16 protein-coding genes and 1 other annotated feature are annotated in these 16,727 nt (G+C 39.4%); of the genes, 4 read left to right on the forward strand and 12 right to left on the reverse strand.

Annotated elements, in window-relative coordinates; translation table 11 throughout:
• Positions 1-77 precede the first annotated feature (77 nt).
• Together NST66_RS23460 and thpR are read right to left on the reverse strand one after the other, a co-directional pair.
• A complete protein-coding gene (locus tag NST66_RS23460) occupies positions 78-1,004 on the reverse strand; it encodes a hypothetical protein (RefSeq protein WP_028411831.1) in 927 nt (308 codons plus the stop codon).
• Positions 1,005-1,139: 135 nt separating this feature from the next.
• Positions 1,140-1,694 carry an RNA 2',3'-cyclic phosphodiesterase gene (gene thpR / locus NST66_RS23465; RefSeq protein ID WP_028411832.1) on the reverse strand — a complete coding sequence of 185 codons (555 nt, stop codon included), beginning with the start codon at positions 1,692-1,694 and terminating at the stop codon, positions 1,140-1,142.
• A 189-nt stretch (positions 1,695-1,883) separates the two neighbouring features.
• Between thpR and cysK the strand changes: the two genes are divergently transcribed.
• Together cysK and NST66_RS23475 are read left to right on the forward strand one after the other, a co-directional pair.
• Positions 1,884-2,816 (forward strand): cysteine synthase A, encoded by a 933-nt coding sequence (gene cysK / locus NST66_RS23470; RefSeq protein ID WP_033579594.1) that lies wholly within the window; start codon positions 1,884-1,886, stop codon positions 2,814-2,816.
• A gap of 126 nt (positions 2,817-2,942) precedes the next feature.
• Positions 2,943-3,158: a hypothetical protein gene (locus NST66_RS23475; RefSeq protein WP_080754455.1), complete on the forward strand. Its 216-nt coding sequence runs from the start codon at positions 2,943-2,945 to the stop codon at positions 3,156-3,158.
• On the opposite strand, the gene pepV is transcribed toward NST66_RS23475, so the two are convergent.
• On the reverse strand, positions 3,151-4,554 hold the full coding sequence (pepV, locus tag NST66_RS23480; RefSeq protein WP_033579593.1) for a dipeptidase PepV: 1,404 nt from the start codon (positions 4,552-4,554) through the stop codon (positions 3,151-3,153). The two genes, NST66_RS23475 and pepV, sit on opposite strands and share 8 nt — an antisense overlap.
• Positions 4,555-4,962: 408 nt before the next feature.
• Between pepV and NST66_RS23485 the strand changes: the two genes are divergently transcribed.
• The gene (locus NST66_RS23485; RefSeq protein ID WP_013059517.1) at positions 4,963-5,184 is read left to right on the forward strand and encodes a DeoR family transcriptional regulator; all 222 of its coding nucleotides are present in this window, start codon (positions 4,963-4,965) and stop codon (positions 5,182-5,184) included.
• A gap of 222 nt (positions 5,185-5,406) precedes the next feature.
• Here NST66_RS23485 and NST66_RS23490 read toward each other — a convergent pair whose 3' ends face one another.
• Positions 5,407-6,123, reverse strand: coding sequence for a pseudouridine synthase (locus NST66_RS23490; protein WP_033579592.1), 717 nt, complete (start codon positions 6,121-6,123; stop codon positions 5,407-5,409).
• Between the two features lie 50 nt (positions 6,124-6,173).
• Positions 6,174-7,817, reverse strand: coding sequence for a putative polysaccharide biosynthesis protein (locus NST66_RS23495; RefSeq protein ID WP_028411836.1), 1,644 nt, complete (start codon positions 7,815-7,817; stop codon positions 6,174-6,176).
• A 210-nt stretch (positions 7,818-8,027) separates the two neighbouring features.
• Here NST66_RS23495 and NST66_RS23500 point away from each other — a divergent pair, with 210 nt between their 5' ends.
• Positions 8,028-9,299 (forward strand): BaiN/RdsA family NAD(P)/FAD-dependent oxidoreductase, encoded by a 1,272-nt coding sequence (locus tag NST66_RS23500; protein WP_033579591.1) that lies wholly within the window; start codon positions 8,028-8,030, stop codon positions 9,297-9,299.
• 4 nt (positions 9,300-9,303) lie between these two features.
• Here the strand turns inward: NST66_RS23500 and NST66_RS23505 are convergent, their stop codons facing one another.
• From NST66_RS23505 to NST66_RS23535, 7 genes are all read right to left on the reverse strand, one after another.
• Positions 9,304-9,483: a sporulation protein Cse60 gene (locus NST66_RS23505; protein WP_013059521.1), complete on the reverse strand. Its 180-nt coding sequence runs from the start codon at positions 9,481-9,483 to the stop codon at positions 9,304-9,306.
• Between the two features lie 214 nt (positions 9,484-9,697).
• Positions 9,698-10,009, reverse strand: a complete 312-nt coding sequence (locus NST66_RS23510) for a rhodanese-like domain-containing protein (RefSeq protein ID WP_028411838.1) — start codon at positions 10,007-10,009, stop codon at positions 9,698-9,700.
• Positions 10,010-10,248: 239 nt separating this feature from the next.
• The gene (leuS, locus tag NST66_RS23515) at positions 10,249-12,663 is read right to left on the reverse strand and encodes a leucine--tRNA ligase (RefSeq protein WP_028411839.1); all 2,415 of its coding nucleotides are present in this window, start codon (positions 12,661-12,663) and stop codon (positions 10,249-10,251) included.
• Positions 12,664-12,727: 64 nt separating this feature from the next.
• Positions 12,728-12,946 (reverse strand) — a binding site (T-box leader).
• 411 nt (positions 12,947-13,357) lie between these two features.
• Positions 13,358-14,680, reverse strand: a complete 1,323-nt coding sequence (locus NST66_RS23520; protein ID WP_340843714.1) for a GntP family permease — start codon at positions 14,678-14,680, stop codon at positions 13,358-13,360.
• A 158-nt stretch (positions 14,681-14,838) separates the two neighbouring features.
• Entirely contained in the window at positions 14,839-16,026 is a 1,188-nt protein-coding gene (locus NST66_RS23525) for an MDR family MFS transporter (protein WP_028411841.1), read from the reverse strand.
• A gap of 158 nt (positions 16,027-16,184) precedes the next feature.
• Positions 16,185-16,340 (reverse strand): hypothetical protein, encoded by a 156-nt coding sequence (locus NST66_RS23530; protein WP_013059527.1) that lies wholly within the window; start codon positions 16,338-16,340, stop codon positions 16,185-16,187.
• A 12-nt stretch (positions 16,341-16,352) separates the two neighbouring features.
• Positions 16,353-16,616: a YtzC family protein gene (locus NST66_RS23535; protein WP_013059528.1), complete on the reverse strand. Its 264-nt coding sequence runs from the start codon at positions 16,614-16,616 to the stop codon at positions 16,353-16,355.
• Between the last annotated feature and the right edge of the window lie 111 nt (positions 16,617-16,727).

The raw sequence follows: 16,727 nt of genomic DNA on the forward strand, positions 1-16,727 counted from the left end.
ATGCCAATTACCTCTTTAGTAGCATTATATGTAGCAAACGCAAAAACGAAAGCACTTTCATAGCATGAATGTTCGGATTATTCACCTGCTTCGAATTCCCGGTCAAAATAAATACTCTGGCTGTGTTCGAGCAGTACCTGAGCTGCTTTCATCTGTTTAAACTTTAAAGGCGCTTTAGATTTCCTAAGTTCATAAAACCATTCTTCATACTTTCTAGCATCTACAAATTCAACCTGATAAGGCTCCGCAGCGTAGTCAATGTATCCATTTCTGCTTAGTAATATTTTCTTTACGCTATGTTCAATATCGTGAGTACGATAGATACTTCGGACAATTTGCTCCATTCGATTTAACCCAATTAACGGATTTAATATCTTTTTTTGATCTCTTCCTCTTAACTCTGTCCAAAAATTTTCTTTTGAATACTGAAAAACAGCACTTTTATATGTTTCTATTAAACAAATACAGAGGGTTTCCGTTGGAGTAACAATAATGATATCCCCTTCTACCGGAGCTTTATTAATCAGGAAAACAGGCTTGTACATCACGAGATACGTATCAGGAAAGCGCTGAATAAAATAACGGAGAGCTTCATCATGGTAATATTTACGATCTGCTTGCGAGAACTCAAATAAAGTGGATGTAGCCCATTTCATTTGAAGATCAAATACATTTTCTAAAAACAATATTTTCAAATCTTCCGCTGTTTGTGGAAGAGTTGTAAACCTCAATAGCTCTTGATTTTCCACGCTATCGCTAGAGAACGCTTCTTCCACTTCAAGCGTTTCTTTTTTCCTTGTAAACCGCTCTTTTGCTTTTTGCAAAAATGAACGTTGAGCTTTTGTTTCTTCTTTTACAGGAGGGCCATGTAATAGCCCTTGTTCAAACAATTGCTTTGCTTTCTTCCAATTATGTTTTTTTAAATGATTAAACTGAGACGTGTAGTGATAAACGTCTTTTTCATAACGGGAAATATAATCTTGCACCTTAAGTAGCTGCGCCACGTTTACATCAATCCCCTAATTAAAATTCCTCTAACACTTGGTTCACCGATTGTTTCTCTATTATCATCGGCGTTTTCTTTCCTTTAATAAGAGTGATCTTTAAATAACCTCTCTCCATGCTTGTATGTTCATATGCTACTGTGACTGCAATGAAAAAGATAGTATTTTTTTATATTTAGGTTTGCTAGCAGGATGAACTTCAAAAAGGGCAAATGAACTTACTTGAAACTGTTCTTCAACCGACGTTTGCTTTAACTGCTCTTCCGAAAGCCCGGCTTCCCCTCCCCACTTCTTTGCAATCGTAATATGAGGACGATAAGGACGTTTTTCGTATAAGCCGCTTAGGTCTCCCCATACAGCTTGTATATCCCTTTGTAGATTCACAAGCTTATCATTTGGCTTAAGGCTTACATAAAGCACTCTAGGCTTGTTATACGCACCGAACACATCGTACTGAACGGTCTGCAGTGAAAAACTTGAATGACGGGAGGCTACTTCTTTTAAGCGGTTAATCAGCTTTTCCTTTTTGTTATCTACAAATCCTAAGAATTGTAGTGTTATATGATAATCGTCAGGGTATGTCCATTGTTTAAAAGGAAAAGGTGTTAATTCTTTTGCCCAATTTTCTGCCTGATATGCAATGGAGACTGGCACGTTGATTCCAATAAAATAGTGTTGATCACTTTTCATCAAATCCCTCCTTTTCTTTTCATTATCTTTCCCCAATTTGTCATGTTCAAAAAGAGCTAGATTTATTTTAAAGGTTTTCTGGATCAAATAGAGAGGTTTTTCTGAAAATTTGTCATGTGCTTAAAAAATAAGAAATTGTGTTATCATAGAAATAATACAGAGAATTTTTATAAGAAAAGGATGAGAAAAATGAAAGTTGTTAACAATATGGCTGATTTAATTGGCGAGACACCTCTTGTTAAATTGAATCGTCTTCAACCAGCAGATGGAGCATCCGTTTACTTAAAACTAGAATTTTTTAATCCGAGCCGTAGTGTAAAAGACCGTGCTGCTTTTAATATGATCGTGGAAGCTGAAAAAGCAGGCTTGCTCAATGAAAATTCCACCATTATTGAACCAACGAGCGGAAATACAGGTATTGGCTTAGCTATGAATGCAGCAGCAAGAGGGTATCGTTCTATTTTAGTCATGCCCGATACGATGACTCAAGAACGAATTAACTTGTTAAAAGCATATGGTGCTGAAGTTGTTCTAACACCTGGCGATGAAAAAATGCCTGGCGCAATCCGTAAGGCAGAAGAGCTTACAAAAGAAATTCCAAATGCATTTATGCCCATGCAGTTTGAAAATAATGCAAACCCTGACGCACATCGAAAAACGACTGCTAAGGAAATTATTGAGGCAATGAACGATTTAGGAAAAGACCTATCTGCTTTTGTTGCTACTGCTGGAACAGGCGGAACGATCACGGGCACAGGTGAAGTCCTAAGAGAAAACTACCCAAATATGACCGTTCATGTTGTGGAACCAGCTGGGTCTCCTGTATTATCTGGAGGAAGACCTGGAAAGCACAAGCTTGTAGGAACAAGCCCTGGATTTATTCCTGATACGCTTAACATAGAGGTTTACGACGAAATTTTAAAAATTAAAGATGAACAAGCCTACGATATTACGCGACGCCTAGCTTCTGAAGAAGGGATTTTAGTCGGTCCTTCATCTGGCGCTGCGTGCTATGCTGCTATCGAGGTAGCCAAAAAATTATCTCCTGATCAAGTGGTCGTATGTATTGCTTGCGATACAGGTGAACGTTATTTATCAAGCGACCTATTCTCATATGAATAATAAAGAGGCTGGAACAAAAGGATTTTAGCCCAAATGAAAAACGAACCATTGATCAACATGTTTGATTCATGGTTCGTTTTTTTGTGATGGTGAATGTAGGTTCATCGGTTTCGTTACTTCTAGCAGTTGATTGGAGGGCAAGGCGAAGACTCCTGCGGGAAAAGCAGAACAGGTGAGACCCCGCAGGGGCCCAGGCGACGAGGAGACTCAGCGGCCGCCCGCGGAAAGCGAAGCCTTGCATGGAAATCAACTGCGGTGTCACAAACAGTCCAGCTCATGTATCCTAGTTATTCACCTTTAAATTGGATTCGTTTCGTTATGTCTCAACCTCTTTTTATTTAGCCAATTCGTAAATAGCCTGTGCATAAATAGCTGTTGCACGAAGCAAATCTTCAATTACCATGTACTCGTCTTTTTCGTGCGCTACTTCTTCACGGCCTGGGAAAAGAGGTCCAAATGCCACACCCGCTTCTAATGCTCTGGCATATGTTCCTCCTCCAATTGAAATAAGCGTAGGTTCTTCATTTGTTTGTTCTTGGTAAACCTTTTGAAGCGTTTGAATAAGCTCATGTTTTTGATCGACGTGATGTGGTTTAGAATCTGTAAAATGTTTGATAGTCATTTGATAAGATTCACTTTTTTCTTTAATCGTATCAATAATATCGTCAATATGAGCTGATACAGGATAGCGAATATTTAAGCCAAAGTGCCCCGCTTCTTCTTGATTATAAGACATGATTCCCACATTTATCGTTAAATCACCCGTGACCTCATCTTTGCGATTTAAGCCCATTTTTTCTCCTAGTGCATCTTGGACTAAATACGCATTTGCATAACCTACAAACTGATTAGCTTGTTCATCAAGTTCTAATGTGTGTAAAAAGCGAAGAAGTGTAAGCCCAGCATTTTTCCCTTTATCAGGCACGCTTCCATGTGCTGAAACTCCTTCTAGAGTAAGTGTATACGCACCGCTCTTTTCGGTTATTGAACCTTTTAAAGACTGATCTTTTAAAAATTGATCATATTTATTTCTAATATCCGTTTCACTATGGAATTCAAGAACAGCTGTTGCAAGATCAGGAACCATATTGTAGCGTCGCCCAGAGACAAATGATGTAAGCTGGACGCTTCCCTTTGTTCCTTCAATGGGCTGCTGGCGAATTTCTACATCTGTAATGCCTTTTTCAGCATAAATGATAGGAAAATCCGCATCCGGCGCAAAGCCCATCGTTGGCATCTCTTCATGATTGAAGTAGTGGTCCACACATCTCCAGTCACTTTCTTCATCCGTTCCAATAATCATTCGAACCCGCTTAGATAGAGGAAGCCCTAAATCTTTCACAATTTTCATCGCATAATAAGCAGCCATCGTCGGGCCCTTATCGTCGATTGCTCCTCTAGCAAAAATTTTCCCGTCTTTTATTTCACCGCCGTATGGATCAACCGACCACCCGTCTCCTTCAGGAACGACGTCTACGTGACACAAAATGCCAAGAAGGTCTTTTCCTTCTCCCGCTTCAATATGACCTGCATATCCGTCTACGTTCTTGACGGAAAACCCGTCATTTTTTCCTTTGTTTAAAAGAAAGTGAAGCGCTTGAGCAACTCCAGGTCCAAATGGCTCTTCTTTTTTTTCTGTGCTTGTCAAAACACTTTTAATTTGCAAAAAACGCTGCGTCTCAGCTAGAATTTCAGCTTCTCTTTTTTGCACTTCCTCTTTCCAATTAATTGCTGTCATCTGTGTGCCTCCTTTGCCTGCTTTTACAGATTGTATCTATCATTACTATTGGTAAATTTAACTTTATCATACCTTTATATAGAAAGAAATAATTGTCTCTTTCCTTTCATATCAAAGGTTTACAGAGTCAAAATTCCGGGAAATAATTTGTAGGCACAATCGATAAAAACGGATTCTATTTGTTTATTGTTTACATATACTATAAAAAATGTGCAAATAGAGGAAGGAGATGTTACGAAAGGATTACATATTTATATCATTTTTTGTAAATATTGTGTTAATTTGCGTTTTCTCTTTTATTTTTCTGTCGATTTTGTGTACAATAAGGATAAGGACTGAAATAGTGCTTGACATCTCAGAGTTATAAAGAAGTTGTGCCTTACGAAAAACGAATAAGGAAGTGGTTTTTTGAAACCTTCAACTAATCGAATGCTAACTCGTATCAAATCGGTCTATATGTTCATTTGTAAAAATGGAACAGTTACAACGCAAGAGCTCGTAGACGAATTTGGTATTACACCAAGAACCATTCAGCGTGACTTGAATGTGTTAGCATATAATGATTTAGTTCGCAGCCCAAGTCGCGGTACATGGACGACTACGCAAAAGAAGGTCAAGATGTCATCCTAGTAAGTTTATTTCAAGGGTAGTAAGTGATTTATATATAGAGATAAAATTCTACGCAGTAGAAAGTCAAGACTTGGACGAGTGCATAGTCCCCCGCTCCATTTGCACGTCAAGCAGAGTTGGTACTCGTTTAAGTGCTTTAACGTGAAATGTTTCACTTGTCGAATAAAGTGGACAAAAAAAGGAACCATTTTAGACTTAGGTTCCTTTTTCTTTCGCCTCTTCTTAGGCATTTGATTTTTGTAATAAAGCTAGTTCTTCTTCCGTTAACTCCCTGTACTCTCCTAAATCTAACGACTCGTCTAATAGCAAAGCTCCCATAGATAAACGTTTTAAATACGTTACTTTTTTTCCTCTTGCTTCAAACATACGCTTCACTTGATGAAATTTCCCTTCAACGATCGTTAATTCAATTTCTGATTCCACACCGCTTGTTAGTACCTTTAACTCTGCTGATTTTGTTACGTATCCATCATCAAGAGTGACACCCTGTCTAAATGCTTCAGCATCTTCTTCAGTCACCGGCGCATTAATTTTTGCAAAATACGTTTTAGGAACGTGCTTTTTAGGAGATAGCAGCTGATGTGCAAGCTGACCGTCATTTGTCAGCAGCAAGAGCCCTTCTGTATCTTTGTCTAAACGCCCTACCGGAAATGGGTCATACACAGCATCGTCAATTTCCAATAAGTCCAAAACTGTTTCATGAAGAGAATCTTCCGTCGCTGATATGACACCTTGCGGCTTATGCAGCATAAAGTAAACAAATTCTCGGTAAGAAACGGCTTCGCCATGCACAGTTATTTCTTGTTCATCTGGATTAACATGTACCTTAGCACCTTTAACCGCTGTACCGTCTACCTTAACAGCTCCAGTCTTTAAAAGACCTTTAACTTCTTTTCGGCTTCCGTACCCAATGGTAGAAAGCAATTTATCCAAACGCATGTAATATCCTCCTTTTTTTGAAAAGAAGATGACTCTAACGAGTCATCTTCTTATGCACTGCGCTGTTTATTTCGGCGCAGTATCTTTCGTTCAATTGCACCTGTTACCCTCGCTCCCATTACTTTTTCAAGCAGGCTTGAACGATAGGTAATAATAAAGTAAATAAGGCCGCCTACTGCTGCTCCTATAATCGTAATAACCGTGGCAGAGAATCGTCCTGGGGTTGTAAACAGACCAATTACTACTGAAACAATTTTTACGCTGATTCCCATAATCGCAACAAAAATGAGAATGAGCACAGAGCGTTTTATAAACTCACTGTAGTTATATTTTGCGTGTTTTTGAATAAGCGCAAACATATAAACAAGAGATACGATATAGCCTAGTGCTGTCGCTAAAACTGAACCGATCTCGTGGAACATAAGAATAAATGGCACGTTCACGACAATTTTCACAATCAATCCAAATAATAGACTTAAAACAGCATATTTTTGTTTGTTGATCCCTTGTAAAATAGCTCCATTAACCGTGAAAAACGAGAACAATAAAGCTACGGGTGCATAATAAAGCAAGACATTTCCACCCGCATCCGATGCATCTGTTCCAAAGAAAAACGTATATGCTGGACCAGCTAAAGCCATTAACCCTACAGATGCTGGCAGCACAAGAAACATAATCGTTTGATATGTTTGATCAATTTGCTTTTGCAATACATTATAATCTTTATTCACAAATGAACGTGTAATCGTTGGTACAAGAGTCAAACCGAATGCAGTAGCTAATGAAACAGGAATCATCACAAGCTTTGGAACATAAGACTGAACAATTCCGTTCATGGACTCCGCTATTTCTTTTTGTCCAGCCGCTACCATCGCACGGTTAAATGTGAATTGATCCACATACTGATAAAGCGGAATAGCTAAGCTGACAAATACATAGGGCAATGAATACGTAAGCAGCTCTTTAAAAATGGATACGGTAGAAATACGCGTAGGCGTTACCGTCTGCTCGTTCACCATTTTATCGAGATGAGGCTTTCGTTTTTTCCAGTACCAAATTAATACGGCAAGTCCAGCAAGAGCTCCTACAAAAGCACCCATTGTAGCAAATCCAACGGCTAGCGCAAGACTCCCATGTACAACTTTGATGACGATATAAGTGGATGCTAATAAAAAGACAACCCGCACAAGTTGTTCAACTACTTGTGAAACAGCTGTGGGTCCCATAGACTGGTGACCTTGGAAAAATCCTCGCATTAAACTCATCATCGGTACTACAATTAACGCAACACTAACCATTCGCATAACCATTACTACATCTTCTAAGGAGTTATTTAAATCAGAGCCTCCAAGTGTAATTCTGGACATAACAGGCGCTAACGAATATAAAAGTAAAAATGCAAGTATTCCTGTGACAAGCATTAATTTCATGCCGGCCCGATACATTCTTCTACTCGTATAATAATCACCGAGTGCATTATATTTTGATACAAATTTCGATACGGCCATTGGCATACCGGCTGTAGCAATACTTAAATAAATAGCATATTGGTTATATCCATAACCAAACAGTGCTCCCCCTACGGTTCCAACAAGGATCGCAAATGGAAATAAATAAATCATTCCCAGAATTCGGGATACATAAGTGCCAAGCGTTAGCACAAAGGTCCCTCTTAACAATTTTGAATCAGACATACGTTTGCCTCCGATACTTAATGTTACATACTGATAATAATGATAGAATTGAAAAGAAGCAAGTGAGAGTATACACTAAGAAAGGTCTTATACTCACTCACACTCGTCAACAAGCTAAAAAACAAAGACTATAGCCCATTTTATCCAATGTTGAGAGATTTGTCAGTGAACAAACTAAAATTTTTTAAGAATAGACAGGTTGGTGAAAGTATGATATATGATGTAGTCGTAATCGGAGGAGGACCTTCTGGTTTGATGGCATCGATTGCAGCTGGTGAGTCAGGTGCAAACGTATTATTAATTGATAAAGGCAATAAACTTGGACGAAAGCTTGCCATTTCTGGAGGGGGCCGCTGTAATGTAACAAACCGCCTTCCGATTGATGAACTTATTAAACACATTCCAGGAAACGGACGCTTTTTATACAGTGCGTTTTCTGTTTTTAATAACGAAGATATCATCTCCTATTTTGAAGGCCTTGGAATTAAATTAAAAGAAGAAGATCACGGGCGTATGTTTCCGGTTAGCAATAAAGCACAATCTGTTGTTGATGCATTAATTAGTGAACTTCACCGTCTTCGTGTAACAATTCGCACAAACACAGCCGTTAAACGCGTAAACTATGAAAACAACACCGTGAAAGAAGTTGTGCTTCAAAACGGAGAAGCAATCCAAACGAAAAGCGTTGTGATTGCAGTAGGCGGAAAATCAGTGCCTCATACGGGTTCGACAGGAGACGGTTATCAATGGGCAAAAGATGCAGGTCATAAAATTACTGAACTTTACCCAACAGAAGTTCCTATTACATCTAGCGAACACTTTATTAAAACAAAAACGCTTCAAGGTCTATCGCTTCGCAACGTAGGACTAAGCGTACTTAATAAAAAAGGCAAACCTGTCATAACTCATCAGATGGATATGATTTTCACTCACTTTGGCATCTCTGGCCCTGCCGCTCTTCGCTGCAGCCAATATGTTGTTAAAGAGTTAAAGAAACAAAAAAGCAACACTGTTCAAATGTCTCTTGATTTATTTCCTAGCCAAAACGAAGAAGAGATTTTTCAACAATTAGTCAAAACAACAAAAGAAGAGCCGAAAAAAGTGATTAAAAATGTTTTAAAAGGTTTTGTATCTGAACGCTATCTATTATTTTTACTCGAGCAAGCAGACATTGATAGCCAAGCGCTAGCGGGACAGCTTCAGCATGAAAAACTGAGAGAATTCTCGAGAATGTGCAAACGATTTGAATTTGCTGTAAACGGCACACTTTCTTTAGAGAAAGCCTTCGTCACAGGAGGCGGAGTATCCGTTAAAGAAATTCACCCAAAAGAAATGTCTTCTAAATTTATGCAAGGCCTTTACTTCTGCGGGGAAATTCTTGATATCCACGGATATACTGGAGGATACAATATTACTTCTGCCCTTGTAACAGGCCGTTTGGCTGGCAGTAATGCAGGAGAATTTGCAACAAGCCTAGCATAATATGCTAGGCTTTATACATAACCATGGCTGAAAAACAGTACACCTGCTCATCACGATCAACATCCACTGTGACTTGGTACTTAATATCCACGACGTCTTCATCTTCTAATTTGCGTAAAAATCGGTTCACCGCAAACTCTAAATCTTTTTCATGCTCTTTATCAAACATTTTCACCTGTATCATAGCTTCTACCACCTTGTCCTATCAAATTTGTTTCAATCAGAATGGACTGCTTCTCTCAATGATGGCTTTCGTACTGATTTTCAACTTCTTCCTACCTCTATTTTTATGAAGACTTTTATAGATTTAGTCATCATTTGTTTTGCTACTATCATTTTAGTCGAATGGTAGAAGTTTCATTCCAAAAGAAAAAAGCGCCTGTCAAAGGCGCTTTTTCTTATTTATTAACCGTTTTTCCTTCCCACTCTAACATACCGCCAACCATATTTGTTACTTTATAACCTTGTTCTTGAAGGTAGTAACATACGTTTTCACTGCGGCGTCCAGAACGGCAAATGAAAATATATTCTTTTTCTTTATCGAAATAATCCACATTAGTTGGAATATCATTCATACGAATGTGTTTAGCAGTTGGAATCATTCCTTCTGCTACTTCCTCATCTTCGCGAACATCAACTAAATGAAGCTCTTCTCCATTTTCAACGCGTTTTTGAAGCTCTTCAGGCGTAATCACTTTTACTTCTTCCATCTTCGTCATTCCTCTCTATTCTTTCATTCAGCTTGCTATCGCTATTGTAGCAAATTCAAATACCTTTATGCCACTAAATAAGAAAAGCTTAAGCAGCAGCCTACCTAAGCTTTTCCAATCGTAGTTAAAGGTTTAACTAAGGGCCTGATGTCAACCCCGAAAGGGGGACATCAGACGCTTAGGTCTAGAACAGCCCCCCTGACTGCTCTTTAGTCAGGGGGGCTGTTCTACATCAATACTTAATTAGCTACGATGTTTACTAATTTACCAGGCACAGCAATCACTTTGCGTACTGTCTTACCTTCAATGAACTCTTGAACATCTTCATTAGCCATTGCAATATCTTGAAGCTCTTCACGAGATGCCTCAGCAGGTACGTTTAATTTTGCACGTACTTTACCGTTAATTTGAACGACAATTTCCACTTCATCATCTACAAGTTTCGCTTCATCAAACGCAGGCCAAGCTTCATATGAAATCGTATCTTCGTGGCCTAGTTTGCTCCATAATTCCTCAGTTGTATGAGGACAAATTGGTGCTAATAGCTTCACAAATCCTTCTACGTATTGCTTTGGCAGCACATCAACTTTGTATGCGTCGTTGATGAATACCATAAGTTGAGAGATACCTGTATTAAAACGAAGACCTTCGTAATCTTCCGTTACTTTTTTCACCGTTTGGTGATATACGCGTTCAAGTGTAGTATCATTGCTTTCTTGAACCTTGCTGCTTAATTCACCATTATCCTCGATAAGTAAACGCCATACACGATCTAAGAAACGGCGTGCACCATCAAGCCCTTTTGTTGACCAAGCAATGGATGCATCTAACGGTCCCATAAACATTTCGTAAAGGCGAAGCGTATCTGCACCGTGGCTTTCTACGATTTCGTCTGGGTTTACAACGTTACCTTTTGACTTACTCATTTTTTCATTGTTTTCTCCAAGAATCATACCTTGGTTAAACAGTTTTTGGAACGGCTCTTTTGTTGGAACTACGCCGATATCATATAAAAATTTATGCCAGAAACGAGCATACAATAGATGAAGAACAGCGTGTTCAGCTCCACCGATATAAATATCAACCGGCAACCATTCTTTTAATTTGTCTGCATCTGCTAATGCTTCGCTGTTCGTTGGATCAATGTAGCGTAAGTAATACCAGCAGCTGCCTGCCCATTGAGGCATTGTATTTGTTTCGCGGCGCCCTTTTTTGCCCGTTTCCGGATCTACAACGTTCACCCAGTCATCAATGTTTGCTAATGGAGATTCACCTGTACCTGACGGCTTGATTTCAGTTGTTTTTGGTAAAACAAGCGGAAGCTGATCTTCAGGAACTGCAGTTGTTGTGCCATCTTCCCAGTGAATAACAGGAATCGGTTCACCCCAGTAGCGCTGACGGCTGAATAACCAGTCACGCAGACGGTATGTTACTTGTTTTTCACCTTTTTCATTTGCTTGAAGCCACTGAATCATATTTGAAATTGCTTCTTCTTTGTCTAGACCATTTAAGAAGTCTGAATTAACGTGCTCGCCGTCGCCTGTATAAGCTTCTTTTGAAACGTCTCCACCCGCTACTACTTCTTTAATCGGCAGTTCAAATTTAACAGCAAACTCATAATCACGCTCATCATGAGCAGGAACAGCCATAATTGCACCTGTACCATAGCTCATTAGAACATAGTCAGCAATCCAAATTGGCATTCTCTCACCGTTTACAGGGTTAATTGCATAAGCACCTGTGAATACGCCCGTTTTGTCTTTAGCTAAGTCTGTACGCTCTAAATCGCTTTTGCTTTTAATTTGATCTAAATACGCTTCTACCGCTTCTTTTTGTTCGGCTGTCGTAATTTTATCCACAAACGGATGTTCAGGTGCTAAAACGGCATACGTTGCCCCAAACAGCGTATCAGGACGCGTTGTGAACACAGTAAATGTTTCGTCATATCCATCAATTGTGAAGTGAACGTGAGCTCCTTCAGAGCGGCCAATCCAGTTTCGCTGCATTTCTTTAATACTTTCTGGCCAATCAAGATCATCTAAATCTTCTAGTAAACGATCTGCATAAGCTGTGATTTTAAGCATCCACTGCTTCATTGGACGACGCTCAACCGGATGCCCACCGCGCTCACTTTTGCCATCTATAACTTCTTCGTTTGCAAGTACTGTTCCCAACGCAGGACACCAGTTAACAGCTACTTCATCCACATAAGCTAAGCCTTTTTTATATAACTGTAAGAAAATCCACTGCGTCCATTTGTAGTAGTTAGGATCAGTTGTATTAATTTCACGCTCCCAATCGTAAGAGAAACCTAACGATTTGATTTGACGACGGAAATTATTAATGTTAAGTTCAGTGAACTCAGCCGGATCGTTTCCTGTATCTAATGCATACTGCTCAGCAGGTAGTCCGAATGCATCCCATCCCATTGGATGAAGTACATTGTATCCTTGCATACGCTTCATACGAGATAAAATGTCCGTTGCTGTATAACCTTCTGGATGCCCAACGTGTAAACCCGCCCCAGATGGATAAGGGAACATATCTAATGCGTAAAACTTACGCTTTCCTTCATCTTCTGTTGTTCTAAATGTTTTATTTTCTTCCCAAACTTTTTGCCATTTTTGTTCGATCTTTTCATGATTAAAAGCCATACATAATCCTCCTTGTACGCTCCAGCTGTATTTAATTAAACTAAAAAACCCCTCATCCCTCAAACAAAGGGACGAGAGGTTGAATAAACTTCCCGCGGTACCACCCAAATTAGCACAATTATGTACTCACTCATTTTCCTTAACGCGGATAGACGGTAAATGTTACTTTACTTCACATTTACAACTCCAAGGTGAGTTCATGAACGCCCGTTTGCTGACTCGCACCACCCGTCAGCTCTCTTAGCTCGCTTCGTTCACTACTATTCCTTATCATAGTTTTTACATCATACTACCTTGTATTGTAAATAATATGTTCGCAAACTGCAAGTTGTTCAACGGATTTTGTAAAAGTTTCTACACTGCCTCACTGCTTTGTTGCTAAATCCCCTCTTTCATTCTTATATATGAACAACTTCTCCCAAAAACATACATACAACGCCAAACAAAGAGATTTAGACATAATTAAGTTAATCCTATCTAAAGCTGAATAAATAGGATATCTGGACTCCTTGCTACAAAACTGTTCATTTCCGTGCAAGGCTTCATCTTGCGCTCCAATCAACAGCTTAAAGCAACTAAACACATAAAAGCCGAGTTCACCATAATAATGAAAAGATCCGAACGATTTATCGTTCGGATCTTCCTTCAGCTAAAATACTTTTGTCCCCGCCTCTACTTTCTTTAACAGCTATTATTAAGTACCAAATCCAAAAGAAAACAGGATAATCGCAAGTACGAGACCAACAAGCGGAACAATTACCGTCATCGCTGCAACTGATCCATACGCATCTTTATGAGTTTCTCCACAAATAGAATTAATTGTGGTGACGACATAACCATTATGAGGCAAGGAATCTAATACGCCAGAAGATATAGCTACTACACGATGGAGAGCTTCTGGATTTACACCAGCATCTAGATAGTGAGGGGCTAAAATTGGCAAAGCAATCGCCTGACCTCCTGAAGCCGAACCTGTCATCCCCGCGATAACACTCACCGCAATAGCTCCCCCTATCAACGGACTGCCTGGAATATGCGTCATGGCATCTACAGCCACTCCAAACGCGGGAACAGCCTTAGCAACCCCTCCAAAACCTACGACAGCAGCTGTATTCCCAATTGCAATTAACGCTCCAAGCGTCCCTTCTGATGCTGCATTCCAAAATCCTTTAAAGTGTTTTCGGTTCACAATGTATGTGACAATGATACCGCTTAAAAGTGCGACAATCAACGCAGATTGCTGAAGCGGCTTATGAAGTGCAAAAGAAATAATGAGCACGACCACAAGCGGAAGCAAACTTAATAACGGATTAGGAAGAGACTGATTTTCCGTTACTGCTGGATCTTTCTCGCGTGATATAAAACGCTCTCCATTTTTAACTGCTTTTGAAATTAAGCGCTTTAACCACCAGTAGCCGAATACAGCCATCACTACCGCTACAACTAAACTAACTTCCCATCCTGCATACGGACTAGTCTTTAAATATTCAATTGGAATCCAGTTTTGGATTTCAGGCGATCCAGCCGAGGTCATCGTAAACGTAACGGAACCGAATGCTAAAGCAGCAGGGATAAACCGCCTCGGCAAATCAGCTTGTTTGAATAAGCTTAAAGCCATTGGATAGACAGAGAATGCTACTACAAACAGACTGACTCCTCCATATGTTAAGACCGCACAGGCAAGTACAATCGCCAACACTGCTCTTTTCATTCCTAGTTTACTGACAATCCAGCGAGAAACACTATCAGCGGCCCCGCTGTCTTCCATCACTTTTCCAAAAACGGCCCCCAATAGAAACATTAAATACCAAGAAGCAATAAATCCTGTGAAACCAGACATATAATTCCCAACAAAATTTGCTTCTCCTTCTTTCACCAGCTGTGGAAATAAAGGCATTCCGCTTGTTAACGCAACAACTAAAGCACTAAGCGGACCTGCTATAAATAAATTCATGCCTCTCATCGTTAATACAATGAGCAGCAATAATCCTCCAATTAATCCAATCATACTAAGCATATTCTAGCCCCCCCAAGAAGTCATATAATTAGAAAACGCTTACATTTTTACAGGTATATACTCCTTTCTTTGCTTGTCACGACCCTTACTATATTATTAAAGGAATACTGAAGACATTCCTACGTTTATTGAACAGTCAAAAATAAAACCACCTCTATTTATTTAGAGATGGTTAGTGAACGCTGACGTTTTTCTTTTAATTTATAATCGTATATCCATGTTGTACACATGCTAAATAACAATAGTGCAATTAATAAATAGCACAGGGTAGACATATTAAACGCATCGAAAATAACGCCTCCAAAGAGAGGGCCAATCATTTTACCTGCAGTAGCCATACTGTTGACTACGCCTTGATAAAACCCTTCTTTTCCTGATGGAGCTAACTGACTTGCGACAGCTGGAATTGCTGGCCAAACAAACATTTCTCCAACTGTTAACACAATCATTGCTGTTAAGAACTGCGAAAATGTTGTGGCATTCACCACGATGATGAAAGAAGCCACAAAAATAACCGTTCCAATTAGAACCTGTACTTTTAATGTCTTTGCTACTTTTTGAATGATAGGCACAATCAAAGGCTGACCGACTACAATTAAAATGCCGTTAATCGTCCAAAGCAAACTGTAGCTAGAAAGAGGTATATTCAACTCACGCGTATGCGTAGCAATCGTTGTTTGCCACTGAACATACGCGACCCAGCATAATACGTATCCTGTACATAAAATAAGAAGGGCCGTCAGTTTCGTTTTGTGCTGAATACTACCGGCTTCATTAAGGACATTCGTTTGCCCAACTGTAACCGAAATATGACGGTATGAAAAAATAGCAATAAGAAGAAAAATAACGTATAAAATTGTATTAGCTAAGAAAATATACGTAAATGAATAGGATGCTACAACGCCCCCTACCGCTGCGCCAATAGCCACTCCTGCATTTTGAGCAACGTACATCGCATTAAATGCTTTTCTTCCGCCTTGTGGCCAGACTGAGCCTGCCATTGCATACATAGATGGAAACACAATACCAGATCCAAACCCTACAATAACCAAGAGAACAACGTATGTAGGCCAACCATGGAAAAACACCAGTCCCACTAATGCAACAAGGGTAATAATAATTCCTGATAAAATGGATTTATATCCTCCAATTTTGTCAAAAAGCGTTCCCCCTAGTAAATTACCCACTACGCTTGCAGCAGAGTTCAGCATAAGAACCACTCCTGCAACGGATAACGACTTTCCTAAATGTTCATTTATATAAATTGTATTGAGAGGCCATAAAAACGAAGCTCCCGTTACGTTTACAAGCATACCAATAATCAAAAACCAAAGTGACTTGGGCATTGATCTCCCCCCTATCTATTCGAATGCCAACGTACATTCTAGTCTTTTCTTAAAGGGTTCGCAATGCTTTTACATATAGACAATTTATTTGAAATTCGCTGACTATTTAAAAAGGTGATTTCACATGACAATATCATGCAAAATCACCTTTTTACCGCTTATTTTTGCTTCGAACGAACCGGCTGGGCACGCTTGCTGTTCCGTGCTTTTAATTCTTTTACAGGATCAAAATCTTTTCCTAGCTCAATATCATTGCTGTTGATCCCGTTTTTTGTTTTTTGTTCCGGGTTATTTTGATTTGAACGAGTTGCCATAAAATCCTCTCCTTAATGCTGAGTTGTAATCAATTTATTTTGCAGCTGCTGAACTTGCAGGCGCATGCGATATAGCTGCTCTCTTTGCTGTGCATTTGCACTGTGAGAAAACTCTTCAATTTCTTTATAAGCATTTTCTAATTTTTCCTGTGCTTTTGTATATTCAGTGTCATTGTAATGTTCTTGTTTCATGCCTTCCTGTAACTGACCTTGTCCAAAGCGAATAGCATCTTCACACTGCTGCATAAGTTGATCCACTGCTTGACGAGTTGTCATTGTCTATTCCTCCTATTCGTTCATTTCTGTCTTATTTTGCGCAACTTTACTCTCCTTTACGACAAGAAGAACCTGTTAAATATAAGCATCCTTAAATTTGTTTGGCACTTT

It is taken from the genome of Priestia sp. FSL W8-0524 (assembly GCF_038005965.1).
Classification (GTDB): domain Bacteria; phylum Bacillota; class Bacilli; order Bacillales; family Bacillaceae_H; genus Priestia; species Priestia zanthoxyli.

Coding starts and splice junctions, on each gene's coding strand:
- thpR (WP_028411832.1), bottom strand. CDS start 1,694: ATGAAAAGTGATCAACACTATTTTATTGGAATCAACGTGCCAGTCTCC.
- cysK (WP_033579594.1), top strand. CDS start 1,884: ATGAAAGTTGTTAACAATATGGCTGATTTAATTGGCGAGACACCTCTT.
- pepV (WP_033579593.1), bottom strand. CDS start 4,554: ATGACAGCAATTAATTGGAAAGAGGAAGTGCAAAAAAGAGAAGCTGAA.
- NST66_RS23490 (WP_033579592.1), bottom strand. CDS start 6,123: ATGCGTTTGGATAAATTGCTTTCTACCATTGGGTACGGAAGCCGAAAA.
- NST66_RS23495 (WP_028411836.1), bottom strand. CDS start 7,817: ATGTCTGATTCAAAATTGTTAAGAGGGACCTTTGTGCTAACGCTTGGC.
- NST66_RS23500 (WP_033579591.1), top strand. CDS start 8,028: ATGATATATGATGTAGTCGTAATCGGAGGAGGACCTTCTGGTTTGATG.
- NST66_RS23505 (WP_013059521.1), bottom strand. CDS start 9,483: ATGATACAGGTGAAAATGTTTGATAAAGAGCATGAAAAAGATTTAGAG.
- NST66_RS23510 (WP_028411838.1), bottom strand. CDS start 10,009: ATGGAAGAAGTAAAAGTGATTACGCCTGAAGAGCTTCAAAAACGCGTT.
- leuS (WP_028411839.1), bottom strand. CDS start 12,663: ATGGCTTTTAATCATGAAAAGATCGAACAAAAATGGCAAAAAGTTTGG.
- NST66_RS23520 (WP_340843714.1), bottom strand. CDS start 14,680: ATGCTTAGTATGATTGGATTAATTGGAGGATTATTGCTGCTCATTGTA.
- NST66_RS23525 (WP_028411841.1), bottom strand. CDS start 16,026: ATGCCCAAGTCACTTTGGTTTTTGATTATTGGTATGCTTGTAAACGTA.
- NST66_RS23530 (WP_013059527.1), bottom strand. CDS start 16,340: ATGGCAACTCGTTCAAATCAAAATAACCCGGAACAAAAAACAAAAAAC.
- NST66_RS23535 (WP_013059528.1), bottom strand. CDS start 16,616: ATGACAACTCGTCAAGCAGTGGATCAACTTATGCAGCAGTGTGAAGAT.